This is a genomic window from Psychrobacter sp. TB15 (genome assembly GCF_000511655.1).
GTDB classification, from domain to species: Bacteria; Pseudomonadota; Gammaproteobacteria; order Pseudomonadales; family Moraxellaceae; genus Psychrobacter; species Psychrobacter submarinus.
On sequence record NZ_AYXN01000012.1, the window covers coordinates 26,814 to 45,500 of the forward strand.

The following is an 18,687-nucleotide window of genomic DNA, read 5'->3' on the forward strand; positions in this document are numbered from 1 at the left end:
TTGGCGGGTAAGGGTGAGCACCGGTTCGATATTGGTCATTGTCTGCAAGTATGTCGGCATTGCTAGGAACCAAAGCAGACTTAAGAGCAATGCCAAAGCGTAGCTGACGATACCTGTCCGCTTGACAATAATAGCAAAGCGTCGCCAGTCTTGTCGCCCTGCGGCCTGTCCTGCAAGTGTCTCTGCTGACACCGCTACGCCATCTAAAGCAAAGGCTGAAATACTGAGAACTTGCAGAAGAATAGCGTTAGCGGCCAAAACTAAGTCGCCACTTTGTGCTGACAGTCTTGTGACCCAAGCAAAGCTCAAAGTCAAAATAAGGGTGCGAATAAAAATATCTTTATTTAAAGAAAATAGCCTAAGCATCTTTGAGCGCGTAAAATACTCAGCGTCAGTACTAAATAGAGCTGACCACGACAGTTGTAAATGCTGGCGACTTAGCCAAAGTGCTAGCCCCACTCCTGACCAAAAGGCGATAGTAGTCCCTAAAGCAACACCGACTAATCCCAGCCCCATACCATACACAAAAAACAGCGTCAGTATAATGTTTAATAGCGCAATAAAACCTTGCTGATAGAGCATGTAACGCGTCTTACCTTGCCCTGCGAACCAGCCAATAAAAGCAAAATTCATCAGCTCAGCGATGACGCCCCAGAAGCGCACGTCTAAGTAAGTTTGGGCAGCGACGCCACTAGCAGGATTCGCCGATAACGCTTGCAAACCGTATTCGATCAGCCAAGGTTTTGCTAAGAGTAATAGCGCCCCGATGATAAAGGCGAGTACTAAAGCGCGCTGCAAAATAGAGAGTAGGGCCGAGGCCATTTGCTCTGAGCCTGAGCGGTTACTTGAGCCATTAGCAGTTGTATCCTCAGCTGCCGCACTGGCACTGAGCTGACCCAGAGCCTGAGCCGATAATCCAGAGGAGGCGTACTGCAAAAAGTTAAAACTGACTAATAATAGCGATAAAAGCTGGATTGCAAGTCCCATGCCCGCAAGATTGGCCGCCGCACTCATATTACCAACGACGGCAGTATCAATCAGGCTTTGTAGCGGCATGGCTAGGTTTGCCAACATAACAGGCACGGCGATAGAGATGATACGCCGATAGCGGGTATCGATAGGTTGGGGCGCTGCTGTTGAGGTTGTGGCCATAAAATATCGCTGTTACTGAGATAAAGGCTAAACGCTGTAATACATAATACAAAAATAAAAGCACCCAACACTCATCGATAATGAGTCAGGTGCTTTTATAATAACTTTTTAGCGAATAGCTATGAATAACTATTCGCCAATTCACTTATTTACAATAAACTATTCAAACATTTTTGGGTCATTAAAGCTAACGATCTCTTCTTCAAACTCAGGTTTTACTTTTACCACAAAGTCATCGCGTGATAGACCCATCGCTAGCGGAATAGAGCTTGCAATATAAGTAGAAGAATAAGTACCAGCAAGCAAACCGATAAATAACGCCACTGAGAACCAGTATAAGCCATCACCGCCTAAGAACATCATAGCCAGCACGACTAAGAGCACCGTTGAGATAGTCATGATCGTACGGCGTAAGGTTTCAGTCAATGACAAGTCAATCGTTTGGCGCGGCGTGATACCGCGAACCCGGCGGAAATTCTCACGGATACGGTCATAGACAACGATAGTATCATTCAGCGAGTAACCAATCAGCGCCAGTACCGCCGCCAAAACCGTCAAATCAAATGGGAAGCCAAAGAGTGCAAATACCCCAATTGTCACAATCGCATCATGAAATAATGATAATACCGCCCCTAATGAGAGCTTAAACTGGAAGCGTAGCGCGACGTAACCTAGCATACAGACTAAGGCAAGAGCTAAGGCCATCACTGAGTTCAGATAGACCTCGTTACCCACTTGGCTACCTATAATATTGACGTTGCTAATACTAGCTGGATTATTAGGCAAGTCTAATGCGGTATCCAAGCTAGTATTGAGCCCATCGATATTGTCAGATTGCGGCGGTAGGCGTACTAGCAGCTCTTTATTAGTGCCTAAGTACTGCACGACAGCGTCATCAAAACCGTTATCAGCTAAGGCCTCAACCACAGCCGCTTGCTCAACCGATTGCTCGTAGCTGACATCCGCTGAGACGCCGCCGGTGAAATCAAGACCTAGGTTTAAACCATTAACGGCGATAGCAATGATACTTGCGATAACCATAAAGATAGAGAGTAGGCCCATAGGCTTCTCTAATTTCATAAAGGGGATAATACGCTGATCGCCAATGGCTTTTATACCGCCTTCAGCTGCTGCTGCTGCGTCATCAGCGGCGTCGCCCTCGAAGTGACTAGGATCTACAGCATTAGCTGTTGCTAGGGCTTGTGAGCCTTTAGCATTGTCACGCTGAGCTCCTTTAGGCCTTTTAGTCGTTTTATTTAAATTATTGGTTTGAGTATTGCTACCTTTACCATCACGGCGCGGCTTATTACGGCGGCGACGCTTATTGCCTTGCGAGTTAGTATTCGAGCCGCTGTTACCTGACTGATTGCCTGAGCTGTTCGAGGTCGGCAGGTTGTCTTTATTGTTCGGGTTATTCTGATCGATCGCCATAGTAGTCTCCTAACCGATGCTCAAACGTTTGATAGATTTGCGCTTACCATAAGCGATTTGTACTAGCGCTCGTGTCACCAAAATAGCGGTGAACAGTGAGCTGACAATACCAATCGCTAAAGTAATAGCAAAGCCTTTGATCGGACCGGTACCGATAGCGAATAAGATAAAAGCCACCAGCAGTGTGGTAATGTTAGCATCGAAGATACTACTAAACGCACGATCGAAGCCGGCCACAATGGCGGTTTTTGGCCGCACACCGTTGGCTATCTCTTCACGTATGCGCTCAAATATCAGCACGTTAGCATCGACCGCCATACCTATGGTCAAGACGATACCAGCGATACCAGGCAAGGTAAGAGATGAGCCTAATATCGACATGATTGAGATGATAATGATGACGTTGACAGCTAACGCAACGTTAGCAATGACGCCAAACAAGCGATAGAAAATTATCATAAAGATGAACACGAGTAAGTAACCGACTTGGGTCGAAAATAAACCTTTATCGATATTTTCTTGACCAAGTGAAGGGCCAATAGTGCGCTCTTCGACAAAGTACATCGGCGCCGCTAGCGCCCCTGAGCGTAGTAGCAAAGCAAGCTCGGCCGCCTCAGCGCTACTATCTAAGCCCGTGATACGAAACGAGGAGCCAAGTACCGCTTGGATATTGGCACGGTTGATGACTTTAGTCTCCGCGTAAGGCGTCCGAACTTCAGTCGTCTCACCCGTCACAGGATCTTCTTCATAAGTGATGCGTTGTTTGTTTTCGATAAACAGCACCGCCATTTGCTCACCAACTGAGGTGCGCGTGGCGTTTTGCATGAGTCTACCGCCAGCGCTATCTAAGGTAATATTCACCTCAGGTGTACCGCTCTCATCAACGCCTGTCTGCGCGTTAGTGACTTTGTCACCGGTAACGATAGCTTGACGCTCTAACAGAACCGGCGGGCCATCTAGTGATTGAAAAGGGAAGGCCTCAGTGCCAGCAGGAGGAATACCGCCGGTGTAGTTTTCGGCATCTTTTGCTACCATGCGAAACTCAAGGTTGGCAGTACGGCCAAGCACTCGTTTGGCCTCGGCAGTATCTTGTACGCCCGGTAGCTCCACCACGATACGGCTAGCGCCTTGCGACTGTACTAATGCTTCTGCGACCCCAAGCTCAGCAATCCGGTTACGCAAAGTCGTCAAGTTTTGATTAACGGCGTAACTGTTAATCTCATCGACCATGGCATCGTTATAGGACATGACTAGCGCAGGGCCTTGGTCATCAATGGTTGATTGCACCGTAAAGTCATTACCCATTGACGCTTGTAGGATGTTTTGTGCGCGTCCGCGGGCATCAGTGTCAGAGAAGTGCAGAATGATGCTTTGACCTTCAGTTTTAGTACCGGTCACCGCTACGCGTTCAGCGCGCAGCTCTCGGCGCACGTCACGGCTAGCGCTGCTAAGACGCTGCTCTAGCGCCTTATCCATATCTACTTCTAGTACAAAACGCACCCCGCCGCGAAGATCCAAACCGAGCTTCATAGGCTTAGCGCCGATATCGCGTAACCACTGCGGCGTGGTTTGCGCTAAGTTGAGCGCGACGACATAATCATCGCCTAAGTTTTGGCGCAAGACTTCCTGAGCTTTTAGCTGCTCATCTGGAGTATCTAAGCGTACCAAGGCACTGTTGTCCTCAAAGCTACCATCGTGAAAGTCGATATTGGCTTCACTAAGCAGACGCTCAGACTCCGTTAATACGCTCTCAGACAGCTGAGTACCTGCTGCAGCACTCGTAATCTGCACCGCAGGCTCATCAGGATAAAGGTTTGGAGCCGCGTAAAGACCTGCCACGATAAGCACGACAATGATAACTAGGTATTTCCATGCGGGATATTGCATAATGACTTCTTTATATTGATAAAAGACTGGTGATGCAGACCATGAGTGAATAGATAATAGGGTAGCTAATAGCCAAAAATGACCGCAATTAGTGAACGGTCATTACAATATGTGTGACTATAAATGTGTGACTATAAATAAGTACTATAACCTATAGCTGACTACAATCTAACTCATCGTCAAGCAGCACTAAGGTAAGACTTAAACGCTCTCAATAGTGCCTGCAGGGAGTACTGAGATTACCGATGCGCGTTGCACTTTGACATCTGTATTGTTGTTTAAGCTCACAACAGCATAATCGCCTTCGATTTGCTTGATGCGGCCCATGAGGCCACCGGCGAAGATAACTTCGCTGCCAACGGTAAGCGAGCTTACCATCGCGCGGTGCTCTTTAGTACGCTTAGACTGCGGACGAATAACCAAAAAGTAAAAGATAGCAAAAAAAGCGACTGGCAGTAGTAGCTGACCAAATAGTGACGCGCCACCGGCGGCATCGCCTGCTGCTTCAGCAGCATGGGCTGACTGGATAAATAAGCTCATAATTTCTCTCGATAAGTGAGGTACAAAAATAAAATTAGACGCATAGTAACAAAAAATCTAACACTTAGTAACTGTTAATCATAGCACAAGCGCATTTTTCTTAGCCTGACAATAAGCGTAGCGCTAATGGTAGCAGCTATGACGGTACGCATTAGGGCAGATAAGTGCTTCTAAATACTAGTTTTAGTCTTAGGTTTTAGTCCTATATTGAGACTAACTATCAATGGCTCAAAATAGATAAGCGTTAGTATACCGATAAAACGGCTCATAGGACTGCAAAATTTAAGGCTGAATGGCCCGTGGTTTCATCGTATGAAGACAAAATATTGTGTAACCTGAGTATCAATGATAATATCGAATGCTTATAAAAGTGTTGGCTTTATAGCAGCGCTTTATTTTTCGCTCCACCTTTTATTAAATCATTATTTAGGTTACCCGACTTGCTGCTTACCTCTTTGGTTACTTCTCGTTTATATCGCTTACGCGCTTGTCGTAAACAAGCTTCAGCGGAGCCTCCCCCTATAAAAAACTCTAGCTCTTATCACTGGATTTTATCGGTTTGCACTGCCATATTCAGTGCGACATTGCTTTTGTTGCCGACATCTGTACTAGCAGCGAGCTCAGCTGCAGCGACAGAGGTCGCAGCACAAGCTACAGCAAGTAGTGTGCTACTACTAGTGCTGTTTGTACTCTTAGCAATTGGTGTCTCGTTTGTCTGCTCGCTTGCAGAGTCAGCGCTACTGACTATGACACCCTCTTACATCGCTGATGTACAAGAGAGGAACCCCAACAAAGCGGCCATGCTCAAACGTCTTAAGGTCGATAACATCGATCAGTCGCTGGCGGCTATTTTGACTTTAAATACCGTAGCGCATACCGTCGGTTCTATTGGCGCCGGTGCGCAAGCCACGATTGTCTTTGGTAGTGCTTGGTTTGGTGTGTTCTCAGCGTTTATGACATTGGCTATTTTGTTTATATCTGAGATTATCCCCAAAACCTTAGGGACCGTTTATTGGCGTCAGCTTAGCGGTGTAGTAGCGTACTTCGTTCGCGGTATTATTATGCTTTTATATCCGCTGATATGGATATCTGAGCGTATCACTAAGCTGCTGGTCAGAAGCAAAGAGACCGATGTCTTTAGTCGCCGTGAGTTTGCCGCTCTTGCTAGTATAGGTGAGGAGGCTGGTCAAATTGACCCGCTAGAGTCGCGTATTATTCGTAATTTGTTAGCCTTTGGGGCGATAAAAGTCGAAGACATCATGACGCCGCGCTCAGTAATGCTCGCTTTTGAACAAAACAAAACCGTCACTGAGCTATTAGCGGATCGCCCTAAGCTGACTTTTTCGCGCCTACCTATTTATGATGGTGATTTGGATAATATTACTGGGTTTGTGCTTAAAACAGATATCTTATTAGCAAAAGTAAATCACGCGACCCATAAGCCTCTGACGCAGTTTCAGCGAGAGATCACTTTTGTTTTCTCCAAGATGAAATTGTTTGACTTGTTAGAGCTGATGCTAAAAAATCGTATTCATATTGCCATTACTGTTGGCGAGTATGGCGAGGTTAAAGGACTTGTGACCTTAGAAGATGTGTTTGAGACCTTATTAGGCCTTGAGATTGTCGATGAGATTGACAGAGTTGAAGATATGCAAGCACTGGCTAGGCAGATGATGGATCGCCGTGTTGAGCGCTTGGGTATGAAACTTAGTGACGATGAGCATGACAATGACGTCAGAGTAGATGAGAGTCATAATACGGACAAATCTAAGTCTTAGTATGTTATCGATATTGTGTTAATGATATTAGGAGTTCGACTCTAGCACTAACAAGGACTTTTTTTAGATCAATCAATAAGATAAGCCTAGCCGATTAGATATGCAATTATCACACAGGGAGTTACATGACTGTGAGAAATTACTGATAGGCTAAAACTTTCAAGATAACCGCTAAGGAAGAAGATGAAACGTTTGGGGAATACACGTTTGGGGAGTACAAGATTACTAGCGTTGATAATCAGAGGCGCTAGTCTCACAGCATTAGCTACCGGCGCAAGTGTAGTCGCTGTTAACGCACAGGCCGCGACGATGAGCGAGGGCTTAGTACAAAACTATGCCAGCTCCATGAAGACGGCGGCGAATAATAAAAACATTAGCCAAGTCTCGCGTTTGGTGTCTGACGATGCGCTTATCTCTTTATCCAGAAAAGGTAAAACGACCAGCCTAGATAAAGAGGCGTATTTAAGACTATTACAAAACAGTTGGAATCAGACCTCAAACTACCGCTACGACATTAATATCGATAATATCGTCATTACTGGAAACCAAGCTAAAGCTAATGTCAACACCACAGAGAGCTGGGTTAAAGATGGTAATAATGTCTCATTCGTGACTAATTCAAGAGTAACCTTAACCTTATCAACGGGTAACGCCATACTATTAAGAGCGGTATCACAAGTGACTATTAATTAGTAGGTAATTAATAGCTAATTAATAAGTAGTCATTAAGTAAATAATTAGTAAGCGCTCATTAATAGATTGTATTTATAGGCTATGGTTTGACTAGTAACTTATGCGCCGTAACTTATAGGTCAAAGATCATAAATTATAAGTCACAAATCATTGTCGTTGTATGATAAGCCATGAATAATAATCAATGAGTTAATATGATTGATTGAGTTATTCGTTCAAGCTTGCGATAGTTATAATGTTTATCTTATGCTGCGTCTTACACTGTAATAGCGACAAGTTATCTTTACCAAAAGTTATCTAAGCTAGGGTGAATCAAGAGGGTAATGCTATGCTCTAATAAATGCTTACTGTTATGTAAAATATAAGCCTTGAGAATTTATTTTCAGTCAACTATTTTTATCCATTGTTATTTTTATCTATTTTTGTTGCTAGGAAGCCGCCATTATCATGTCTATCGTGCCGTCAAACTCTCGTTTACCTATCGCTTTGCCTTTGACCCTTGCCGTATCCGCTCTACTTGTCAGTGCTTGTAGTAATACGTCAGCGGTAAAAAACACTGGGGTTAAAAATACTCGTACGCCTGTGGTCACTAAGCGCCCAACTGCGACCCCGCAAACTCCTGCTAGCGATGACTATTCAACGGCATATTTAGATGAAGAGAGCTTAGATGAGCTCGCGGATTTATTAGAAGCCAGTGACATGGCTATGGTTGAGGGTAATAAACTTGCCATTCAACAATACGGTGATTTATGGAACCGCCTGCGTGCCGGTTATCGGATGAACGCTGGTCGCCCTATCTACAATCAACGTATCGAGGGGCAAAAAGGCTGGTTTACGAGTAGACAAGATTACTTAAACCGTTTGACCGCGCGCGCCAGTCGCTATTTATATCATACTGTGCGCGAAGCGGAGCGCCGCAATATTCCGACCGAGTTGGCATTATTGCCCGTTATCGAAAGCTCGTATGATCCTAGTGGTACGAGTAGTGCGGCGGCTGCAGGCTTGTGGCAGTTTATTCCAAGCACGGGACGCATCTACGGTCTCAATCAAAGCAGTACTTATGACGGTCGCCGCGATGTTATCGAGTCGACGCGCGCCGCTTATGACTTCTTGACGGCGCTGCATAACCAATTTGGCAGTTGGGAGCTGGCTTTAGCAGCTTACAACGCCGGTCCTGGACGGGTACAAAAAGCCATTGACGCGAATGCGGCGCGAGGATTACCAACAGACTATTGGTCGCTAAGACTACCTACTGAGACGATGAACTACGTGCCGCGCTTTTTGGCAGTTGCTGAGATCGTCGCTAACCCCTCACAGTTTGGGGTTTATCTACCAGCTATCGCCAACCGTCAGCATTTTCGTAGTGTTCCTGCCAACTACGGCGTCAGTCTGGCTGAAGTCTCACAGCTTACAGGCGTCAGCTACGACGAGCTTGAAAGATTAAACACCGCTCTCACTTCTGGCCGTATTGACGCCTCAGGCCCACAGCGAGTCATTATCCCGAACGATGTCGATGTCAACATCGACGCCAAACTCAGTGCACTGCGAGGTAATGGCAGTAGTAATGTCATCGCCTCTAGCACATCTGCTACGCCAAGTACCTCAGGATCAACATCTTATAATAACAAGCCCTATAGCAGCGGCTCCCTACCTTCAACGGGAAGTGGTCTAGCTGAATATGCGGCTAGTGCTAGTGTGCCGCAGCAAACGACCAGTTATATCTCTCCAGCTGCTACGCCGTCTAGTAGCTCAGTGTATAGCAGTAATAACAATGCCAGAACTGAGCCGCCTATTACTAGTAGTGAAACGCAAAAAATCAATGCGGAGCTAAAAAGCAGCAACAGCTTACCGACGACTTCTGCGCAGATCACAGGTAACAATACTATCGTACAAGAGCCGCCACTGAGCCAAGAAGAGCGCGACTTTATTGCTAGACAGATTCAATCACAGACTCCAGATCAGCGAGAGGTGGTCAGCGCGGTCGATGGTAATATTAAACTGTCCGCTGTACAGACACAGCAATCTGTGTTGGAGGCTAGCGGTAGAGAGAAAAAGCTTAGTTTTGCAACCAGCGCTAATAGCAAGGCAAAACCACAAGGCAAACGCAGCACCTATACCGTAAAACGTGGCGACACTTTGTCTAATATCGCTAGCCGAGCAGGGGTGAGCTGGCGTGAAATCGCCGAGTGGAACCAGATAGATCCTAAGGCTAACTTACTCTCTGGCAGTACTCTGTACTTGTATAATGCTAAACCTATCGAGCCTTTAAAGAGTAGCAATACGCCAGCTCAACCCGAAAGCTATGTGGTACAAAGCGGTGATACATTGATAGGTACAGCAAATCGTTTCGGCTTATCAGTCACTCAGCTAGCGACTTATAATAATCTCAGTAGCCGCGCTGATTTGCTGCGCGGTCAAAAGCTGTGGTTAGTGCCAGGTAAGGTTACTGCGCCTGCGGTGACTCCTGCTGCTCCTTCGCGTAAACGTGCACAGTCAACTACCGCTACTAAGAGCTACAAAGTCCAATCAGGTGACGGTCTCATCGCCCTTGCCAAACAGTTTAGTATCTCAACCCAAGCTTTAGCCGATCTCAATGGTATCGGTAGTACAGATTCGCTGTACGTCGGTCAGACGTTAAAGATACCAGCAGATGCCAATACGACATCTTCATCAAATAGCTCAGCTAGTCGTTCCAGTAGCTCGGCTGTAACCAGTAATTACAAAGTAAAATCTGGGGAGACGCTCATAGGTATTGCCAATAGTTTGGGTGTGAGCGCGGCGCAAGTAGCAGCGGTTAACAGTAGCTTTGATGAAAGAGCTCGCCTACAACGCGGTCAAACCATTAAGGTACCTGTCTCAGCGTCACAAGTGGACAATAAACTCAATGACAAACCCATCAGCTATAAGATCCGCTCTGGTGATACGTTAATTGGGGTAGCCAACCGCTACAAAATCGGCGTTAGTGACTTGGCTGCAGCCAATAATCTAAGCACTAACTCGAACCTTATCTTAGGACGTAGTTTGACGATTCCAGCAGCGGGTAATCGCTCTACTGCTACGAGCGCAACTAGCACGAGCAGCGCTGCATCAACGAGTACTACTAGTACAGGTAAAAAGCTAGACAACACTGAGAATTATAGAGTACAGTCAGGCGATGGCCTAATTGCGTTAGCTCGCCGCTTCGGAGTATCTGTATCCGATCTAGCAGCCACAAACAATCTATCGACTAAAGCGCAGCTACAGCGCGGTCAGACGCTTAAAGTGCCAAAAATGACGGTTAGCTACCAAGTGGCTTCTGGAGATAGTTTGATTGGCTTAGCGCGCAAATACGGCGTCTCGACAAAAGAGCTGGCTGATATGAATGATATCGCCCCTGATACGATGTTACAACGCGGTCAGCGCTTAACCGTGCCTAATCGCTAAGCATAATTTCAGTGAGTCCGTTAAGCTGATTGATGGCTCACTGAGCTAATGCGCATAGAATAAAAAGCTGCTCTTAATACTAAGAGCAGCTTTTTATTGCTAAATACATTTTAAATCAGATGCTTTATAAGCTAAACATCCTAGTTATTACACACTATAGGTCTTGATGGTTTCAAGATAGCTTCTGATATTACTGACGTAATGCATAGCTTGACCGTAGCGGCTATTCGAAGCTCTATTGTCTGATAAATAAGCATATACGTTCGCCCAGCTCTTATCATCGATGCCTTGCTCACGCAGTTTACGCTGAATACGTTTGACTGCATTAGGCCCCATATTATAGCCGGCAAGTGCGAACCAAATCCGATCCGACTTTGGCACATCAGCAAAGTCCGCTTTTACTTGCTCCAAGTAGCGAGCACCGCCGCCGATGCTTTGATACGGATCAACGCGATCAGAGACGCCCATCGCTTTTGCCGTGCTATTGGTCAGCATCATGATGCCGCGTACCCCAGTAGGGGAGACAGCGTTAGCATCGAGATGCGATTCTTGATAGCCCATTGCAACCAGCAGCTCCCAATCGTGATTATAGTTCTGAGCTTGCTGCTCGAACTGCGTCTGATAATCGGGTAGCTTCTCTGTCAGCGTCTGCTGAAAGTGATTTTGACTATAAGCATCTTTTAGCAGTTTTTGATTATAAAAAGCCGCTAATTTCTGGGTATTATTGATTTTGATATTATCACACAGATAGCTACTAGCCGTTTGTGACAGCAGATCACTGGAGTCCTTAAACGTCCAGCTCACTTTCGGGTTTAGACCGTTATTAGTCAAACTAGTATCATAACCACAGCTTAGATTCACTGAGGCAAGATTGAGCTGATTGGTAAGCTGAGTACTAGCCGTAGTCAAGGCCATATCAGCCTCACCATTTTTTAGTGCCGCAAGTGCTGTCTCTTCTGTTGCATAAGCTTTTAGGTCGATAGTAACGCCAAGCTCATCAGCATAGCTACGCACTAAATCATAACCAAAACCGTGCTGAAAACCATCAGTAGCAAAATAAGTACTATCACCAGGCACAGCGGCTATGGTTAAAGTCTTATCTAGCATGACCTGATCATAGGCCGGTACTGGTACCTCCATAGTGGTAAGACTTCTAGCAGGCAAAGATAATAATGCGATACTAGATACTTGGGCAATTTTTTTGGATTTGGCAAAACGAGTTACTTTAGCCGATGGAACGATCTTACTTTTGGTGCTAAGTGTGCGATTGGCTGGACGTAATAAGTATGAAATACGACGTCTAGCCCCTTGCGCGGATACTTTTACACGATAAGTAATACGCTGCATGGATGTCTCCTAATTGTAGCCATCCTACTTACCCTTAGACTGACATTCATACGCAAAGACATCTGTCTTTATATAAATGTCGATCTTTGACACTTTTATACTCATCGCTAAGATACTAGTTCAATTATAGTAGCTCGATAAGCAAAGTGTCGTTTGCTACCTATACAAGATAGTCGACTGAATAAGATTGTCGAAACTGCTGGTTAGAGCAGCACTATCGCTAGCCATTGATACCCCTAAGTTTCAAAACGCACTAAAATGGATGAAGAGAGTAACTTGGTATAGTTTCTTCACCAGTCGCTAAATACTTAGGTATCAAGACTAAAGGTACTAAGGTAAGGTCATGAAAAAGTTATTGCGATAACAGCAAGGGCGATAAAGTAAATTAAAAGTAAAGTCGTAAATAAACTTTTAACCAGTATCGCCTTATATAAGTAGCAGCTAATAGTATTGCGCTTGCTACCTATAAGCTCTTATCCAGCGGTGAGGCAAGCTCTTTATTAACGATAATCTACCCAAATAGACTATCTTCAAAGAACTGGCATCTCATGCAACATTGGGATGAATACCTATATTGCTATTAAAATAGTATAACAAAAAGTTAAAACGGTACTCAGCCAACGTCATAACCGGAGGCTATATTAATGGAAAGTCTCATGACAAAACATTCTCTTACAATTATACTTTATGAGGAATATATAGCAATTATTCAAGTTACGTTAACAAAGCAGTAATAAAACTTAACGCTCATGCAGGGTTGACAATATCGACAAAAGTAACCGGTAAATTAAACTGTTCAGAAACTAATTCTCCTAGCGCTTGTATACCGCCGCGTTCAGTCGCATGGTGACCACAAGCGAAGTAGTCAATACCCAATTCACGAGCACTGTGCGTGGTACGTTCAGATATTTCTCCTGAAATATAAGCGTCGCAATCCATAAGCGCGGCTTGCTCAATCATATCCTGCGCGCCCCCCGTACATATAGCGATACGCTCAATATGCTTGGACGCAGTTGTTACTGCAGAGGTAGTGTATATCTGCTGGTTTTCTTTACTAGAGATAAGTGACTGATAAGTATCGCTGCCAGAAAGCAAAAAGTCACTTGCAATATGCAGAGGTTTACGCTCTAGAGTCTGAGTAATCGTCTCTATCAGATCTGCTGCACTTTGCGGCTTGCCAATGGCTATATTGCCAACGGGATGCGTCTCATTAGGGTAGAGAGCACCAGTGATGGTGAGTCCTAAACTTTCGGCAAGCTTAGCGTTATTGCCTACGATTGGATGCGCGTCAAGGGGTAGATGATAAGCGATTAAAGAGATACCATGCTGCATAAGCTTGCGGATACGCTTGCCTTTCATTCCGGTGATAGGCTCAGGCTCACCTTTCCAAAAATAACCATGATGGACCATAATGGCGTCAGCGTCAGCATCAATGGCTGCATCTATTAGCGCTTCACAAGCGGTCACGCCCGTGATAATACGCTGAATAGGCCGTCCGCCGTCGACTTGTAGACCATTAGGGCAGTAGTCTTTAAATGCATTGGCGTCTAGATAATCATCACAAAATTTGGCTAAGGCCTGTGCGCTTATCGATGGCGCTGCACTAGAACTACTGTGATTAGTAGCCGGGCTAGTCGTTTCTAAATTATGCTTTTGGTTCTTTTGGTTCATGGGTTCTCCTTATTACTTTTTTATGCTTACTTTATTGCTTAAATTTTTAGTGGTTTGTCTTCTTTATATAAGTAGGACAGAGGTTTTATGTTGTAGCTGAAATGAGGCACTTAAATGAGGCTTAGTTTATCATATTGCTATTAAGCCAATTTATTACGCTTAGTTGGAGCAGCTAACTGAGCTGATAACTGAGCTGATAACTGAGCTAATAGTGTGATAGTGAATGTAGTGAGTATATTGAGTACTCATAGTTAGTTTAAGGTCTCATAAAACTACCTTTGAGCATAATAACTGAAAGGCTACACGATGCCGCAGTACTGTATAATAAGCCCAGTTATAATTGGTGAGCGCAGCTATGTCAGTAGATAGGTTCTATAGCTTAATTTCGTTAAGCTCTTGCCTTTAAAAAATTTTATTGCAGCCCTATCTAAACTATAATATTTACTAGCGCTTTATTCATTAGCATAACATTTACAGAGGTTCTCTATGTCGTCTTCCCCAAACGCCAATAACAAGGCATCGCTATGGCAGTGGTTGCCTTGGGTTTTATTAATAGTAGTAATTGCAGCGTTTGTTTGGCTATTTATGAGTATGAAGACGCCATCAGAGGCGACATGGGAGCCGCCAAGGACTCCGCCAGCTGAGCAAGAGGCCTCAGCGCCAGTTGCTGATACGCCAGAGCCGATCTCTTCTTATCATAATGCAGTAGCGCGCGCCTCCCAGTCAGTAGTGAACATTTATACGACGCAGGCGATGGCAGAGCATCCTTACATCGATGATCCAGTACTGCGCCGATTCTTTGAGAACCATGGTGACCAGCAGCAAGGCCCAGGATCTACTAATTTAGGCTCAGGCGTTATTGTCTCTGAGGATGGGTATATCGTGACTAATGCGCACGTGGTCGAAAAAGCCGATGAAATCACCGTTGCCTTTAGCGATGGGCGTAAAAGCCGCGCTAAGGTCATCGGTACCGATCCAGATAGTGATTTAGCAGTGATTCGCGTCGATATGACTGGGCTTACGCCATTAGGGTTTCGTGAAGAGCCTATTCGCGTTGGCGATCTTGCGCTAGCGATAGGTAACCCCTTTGGCGTGGGTCAAACGGTGACGCAAGGTATTATCTCAGCCACAGGTCGTACGGGCCTTGGTGTCAATAAGTTTGAGGACTTTATCCAAACCGACGCCGCTATCAACCCAGGTAACTCAGGCGGTGCGCTAGTCGATGCGAGCGGTGAGCTGGTCGGTATTAATACTGTGATTTTCTCGCGCTCAGGCGGCTCAATGGGTATCGGCTTTGCTATTCCAACCGCGCTTGTTGAGCAAGTGATGAACGCGCTGATCAAAGATGGCCGCGTCAGCCGTGGCTGGCTTGGCATTGAGATTCAGTCGCAGCTTCGTGATCCGACTCAGCTTGAGACCTCAACTGGTGTCGAAGTGCTTAATGTGGTTCCGCAAGGTCCTGCCGCGATTAGTGGCCTAAAGACCGGCGATATTATTTTGACTATTGATGGCGTTGAGATGACCGATGCCAATACGCTGATTCAGTATGTCGCACGCAAACCGCCCAACACGGTGCTCAATACTCAAATACTACGCAATGGTAAGCACGCTGAAGTTCCTGTAACCTTAGCTGAGCGCCCGTCACAAGAAGTCGTACAACGTCCCGTTATTATGGAGGGTGGCCCTGAACAGAACTATCACGGCGAGTCACAAGAGCGACCGATGATGAGTGAGGAGGAGCGTGACCGTATGCGCGAAGAGCTGATGAAGCTATTTGAAAACAATGGCGCACCTCAATAACCGCTTGCGTTACTTCAACGCTATTGTCTATGTAGCATTAACTAATAGCAACATGACTGAACATCAAAAAACGCGCTGTCTTTCAAAGACAGCGCGTTTTTTATGAACGAATTGTTTATGCACCACTCAGTCTTTTACCAGTTCATGATCGATATAGATAACACCTTGAACCCGGCAGCAGCAGGGCAGTATCTCATTATCCTCAATCATCGCAAGGGGAGCAAAAGGATACTCCACCACATGCGAGCTGGCGATACGACGTACGCGGCAGCTACCGCAGTAGCCTTCACGGCACTGATAGTTGATATCGTGCCCAGTACGCAGTAAGCCGTCTAGCAAGGTCTCGCTATCATGCAAATAAAAGCGCTGTTTGCTGGTCACTACCCACGTCATTGCCCAAGCTCCTGATGGTCATTTTTATTGGTGTTTTTTGCCTTGATGATAGCGCGCCTACATGACAGCGATATGTCATCGACGCGCTAATAACATCTAAAAATTACAGCTCAAAGTCATCAAAGTCGCTATCGGACAAGTCTGAATTGATCTGACCGACCAGATACGAGCTGATCTCAGTCTCTTGCGGCGCGACTTGCACGTTATCAGAGGACAGCCAAGTGTTAATCCAAGGAATCGGATTAGACTTCGAATTCGGAAACGCAGACGGCAGGCCAACCGCTTCCATACGCAAGTTGGTGATGTACTCGATATATTGGCAAAGGATATCTTTATTAAGTCCGATCATTGAGCCGTCTTTAAATAAGTATCCCGCCCATTCTTTTTCTTGCTCAGCGGCCTTACGGAAGATCTCAATGCCTTGCTCATGACATTCCTCGGCAATCTCGACCATCTCAGGATCATCTTTGCCATTACGCATGAGGTTCAGCATATGCTGTGTACCAGTCAGATGCAGTGCTTCATCACGAGCAATCAGTTTAATAATCTTGGCATTACCTTCCATCAGCTTGCGCTCGGCAAAGGCAAACGAGCAAGCAAACGACACATAAAAACGAATCGCCTCAAGCACGTTGACCGCCATGATGCACAGATAGAGCTGCTTCTTTAATGAGCGCAAATCAACACTGATCTCTTCGCCATTGACCTTATGCGTGCCGGCACCGTACAAGCTATACAGCTGCGAGTTACGATACAGCTCATCATAGTAGCCTGCGATGTCAGAGGCGCGCTCTAGAATATGCTCGTTCTGCATGATATCGTCGAAGACAAGGCCCGGATCATTAACGATATTACGAATGATATGCGTGTAGCTGCGCGAGTGAATGGTCTCAGAGAATGACCACGTCTCAATCCACGTTTCAAGCTCCGGTATCGACACCAGTGGCAGCAGCACGATGTTGGGGCTACGACCTTGAATGGAATCGAGTAGGGTCTGATACTTGAGGTTACTTAAGAATATATGCTGCTCGTGCGAGGATAAGTTACTAAAGTCGATACGGTCTTTTGAGACATCGACTTCCTCAGGACGCCAAAAAAACGACAGCTGCTTTTCAATCAGTTGCTCAAAGATAGGGTGCTTTTGTTGATCGTAGCGGGCGACATTGACCGGCTGACCAAAAAACATCGGCTCTGTAAGCGCATTATTCGGGGTTTGATTAAAGATTGAATAAGTCATGAAACTGCCTTTTTAAATATCTAGTTGATTGATATATTGATATAAACGTTAAATACATTCTATAGGGTGTCTTACCCAATAACCTACAAGTTCTCCAAAGAGATCTGCCCTTCGTTAACATAAGCTTTGAGCATTTCGCTGAGCTCACCGTCATCCAAAGCTTCCAATTCATCGATAGCGCTTTTACGCTGCGGGCTTAACCCTTCGTCTTGAAATTGTTTTGCCGCTGTTTTTTTAGTGACACGCATTACTGGTTTTTTCGCAGCTTTTGCGACCTCTTTTTTTGCGCTTTCTTGATTTGAGGCAACGCTTGGGTTCAATTGCTCGCGCACCGCTTCGATATCGACTTCTATTTGTACGATGTGCGAGCTACCGTCATTAATATCTGAAAATACGTTAGGGATAAACAAACCACCGTCTTTGATGATTGCGGTATAGTGCACGTCTATGACCTCCGTCATTTTTATTCTTTATGTGTTGCGATTATAGCGGTAAAGTTAAAGGGTTTTTTTTGATTATACTTGAGCTATGGTTGGCGTACTGCAAGGCTCTCATATACCTTATTGTTTTCTCTTTTGCCTACGGCTAGTACATAAACGACCACTACATCATCTTTGACGCTATAGACCAAACGATAGCCTACAGCACGCAATTTGATTTTATAGGTATCTGGATGCCCTGAGAGTTTTGACGCAGGCACACGCGGATTTGCTAGTCGCTGCTGCAGCTTTTTTTTAAATTGCTGCTGAATACTGGGCGCTAGCTTTTTCCATTCTTTTAATGCCAAAGGATGAAACTCAAGACTATAAGTCATCCAATGTAACCTTTATCGGTGTCTGCCCGTCATTCATGCGAGCATTAGCGGTTTGGCTAAGTGCCATATCGTCCATCGCTTCCATCATGCGCTCGTACATGTCTGTGGAAACTAAGTAAGCCACGGGCTTATTGTGGTTTAAAATGGCAATCGACTCACCATCTGACTGTTTAATCAAGGCGGAAGGATTGTTTTTTAGCTCTGAGATACTGGCTGTCTGTGTCGCAAATATCGGTTGCATGATTCATTCTCCCGCTAAAATTATGGCTCTAAATATAGGGCTAATTTTAGCACGAAAATTAGGTCTTATTTGTTAATCTATTAAACTTAACTATTTAGGTAGCCAATCCCGCCTTCCGCTTGTATCTGCCTAGCCGCTGGCGTGCAGTCTAGGGTGTCTGGTAGCGTTCCAACGTTCGAGCGACCGCTTCCAGCCACAGACTGCATCGCCATCGTCGTCAGCAGGATACCGCTATAGTCGCGGCTAAAAATCCTTGTTGTAGCAAGGTTCGTTTTTTTTA

15 protein-coding genes are annotated in these 18,687 nt (G+C 45.4%); 4 read left to right on the forward strand and 11 right to left on the reverse strand.

Features of this window, described 5'->3' with window-relative positions:
- The 4 genes from W234_RS13590 to yajC all read right to left on the reverse strand — a co-directional run.
- On the reverse strand, nucleotides 1-1,152 hold a 1,152-nt coding region (locus tag W234_RS13590; RefSeq protein ID WP_227501982.1), incomplete at its 3' end, for an MATE family efflux transporter.
- 159 nt (nucleotides 1,153-1,311) lie between these two features.
- Nucleotides 1,312-2,583, reverse strand: coding sequence for a protein translocase subunit SecF (secF, locus tag W234_RS0101825; protein ID WP_025644177.1), 1,272 nt, complete (start codon nucleotides 2,581-2,583; stop codon nucleotides 1,312-1,314).
- Between the two features lie 9 nt (nucleotides 2,584-2,592).
- Complete coding sequence (gene secD / locus W234_RS0101830) at nucleotides 2,593-4,470, reverse strand: protein translocase subunit SecD (protein WP_025644179.1); 1,878 nt, start codon at nucleotides 4,468-4,470, stop codon at nucleotides 2,593-2,595.
- Between the two features lie 201 nt (nucleotides 4,471-4,671).
- Nucleotides 4,672-5,010: a preprotein translocase subunit YajC gene (gene yajC / locus W234_RS0101835; RefSeq protein ID WP_025644181.1), complete on the reverse strand. Its 339-nt coding sequence runs from the start codon at nucleotides 5,008-5,010 to the stop codon at nucleotides 4,672-4,674.
- 590 nt (nucleotides 5,011-5,600) lie between these two features.
- Here yajC and W234_RS0101840 point away from each other — a divergent pair.
- The 3 genes from W234_RS0101840 (at nucleotide 5,601) to W234_RS0101850 (ending at nucleotide 10,904) form a co-directional block, all read left to right on the forward strand.
- Entirely contained in the window at nucleotides 5,601-6,788 is a 1,188-nt protein-coding gene (locus tag W234_RS0101840; RefSeq protein WP_238062403.1) for a CNNM domain-containing protein, read from the forward strand.
- A gap of 183 nt (nucleotides 6,789-6,971) precedes the next feature.
- A complete protein-coding gene (locus W234_RS0101845) occupies nucleotides 6,972-7,481 on the forward strand; it encodes a nuclear transport factor 2 family protein (RefSeq protein WP_025644185.1) in 510 nt (169 codons plus the stop codon).
- 447 nt (nucleotides 7,482-7,928) lie between these two features.
- Nucleotides 7,929-10,904: a LysM peptidoglycan-binding domain-containing protein gene (locus W234_RS0101850; protein ID WP_025644187.1), complete on the forward strand. Its 2,976-nt coding sequence runs from the start codon at nucleotides 7,929-7,931 to the stop codon at nucleotides 10,902-10,904.
- A 147-nt stretch (nucleotides 10,905-11,051) separates the two neighbouring features.
- Here W234_RS0101850 and W234_RS0101855 read toward each other — a convergent pair whose 3' ends face one another.
- Both W234_RS0101855 and W234_RS0101860 read right to left on the reverse strand, forming a co-directional pair.
- Nucleotides 11,052-12,251, reverse strand: a complete 1,200-nt coding sequence (locus W234_RS0101855; protein WP_025644189.1) for a transglycosylase SLT domain-containing protein — start codon at nucleotides 12,249-12,251, stop codon at nucleotides 11,052-11,054.
- 747 nt (nucleotides 12,252-12,998) lie between these two features.
- Complete coding sequence (locus W234_RS0101860) at nucleotides 12,999-13,922, reverse strand: Nif3-like dinuclear metal center hexameric protein (RefSeq protein WP_025644191.1); 924 nt, start codon at nucleotides 13,920-13,922, stop codon at nucleotides 12,999-13,001.
- Between the two features lie 486 nt (nucleotides 13,923-14,408).
- Between W234_RS0101860 and W234_RS0101865 the strand changes: the two genes are divergently transcribed.
- Nucleotides 14,409-15,722, forward strand: coding sequence for a S1C family serine protease (locus W234_RS0101865; RefSeq protein ID WP_025644193.1), 1,314 nt, complete (start codon nucleotides 14,409-14,411; stop codon nucleotides 15,720-15,722).
- Between the two features lie 126 nt (nucleotides 15,723-15,848).
- Here the strand turns inward: W234_RS0101865 and yfaE are convergent, their stop codons facing one another.
- From yfaE to W234_RS0101890, 5 genes are all read right to left on the reverse strand, one after another.
- Complete coding sequence (yfaE, locus tag W234_RS0101870; RefSeq protein ID WP_025644195.1) at nucleotides 15,849-16,115, reverse strand: class I ribonucleotide reductase maintenance protein YfaE; 267 nt, start codon at nucleotides 16,113-16,115, stop codon at nucleotides 15,849-15,851.
- Between the two features lie 103 nt (nucleotides 16,116-16,218).
- Nucleotides 16,219-17,352: a class Ia ribonucleoside-diphosphate reductase subunit beta gene (nrdB, locus tag W234_RS0101875; RefSeq protein WP_025644197.1), complete on the reverse strand. Its 1,134-nt coding sequence runs from the start codon at nucleotides 17,350-17,352 to the stop codon at nucleotides 16,219-16,221.
- 83 nt (nucleotides 17,353-17,435) lie between these two features.
- Nucleotides 17,436-17,813 (reverse strand): hypothetical protein, encoded by a 378-nt coding sequence (locus W234_RS0101880; RefSeq protein ID WP_227501922.1) that lies wholly within the window; start codon nucleotides 17,811-17,813, stop codon nucleotides 17,436-17,438.
- Nucleotides 17,814-17,878: 65 nt separating this feature from the next.
- Nucleotides 17,879-18,166, reverse strand: a complete 288-nt coding sequence (locus W234_RS0101885) for a type II toxin-antitoxin system RelE family toxin (RefSeq protein ID WP_025644202.1) — start codon at nucleotides 18,164-18,166, stop codon at nucleotides 17,879-17,881.
- Nucleotides 18,156-18,407, reverse strand: a complete 252-nt coding sequence (locus W234_RS0101890; RefSeq protein ID WP_025644203.1) for a type II toxin-antitoxin system Phd/YefM family antitoxin — start codon at nucleotides 18,405-18,407, stop codon at nucleotides 18,156-18,158. The genes W234_RS0101885 and W234_RS0101890 overlap by 11 nt, the downstream gene beginning before the upstream one ends.
- Between the last annotated feature and the right edge of the window lie 280 nt (nucleotides 18,408-18,687).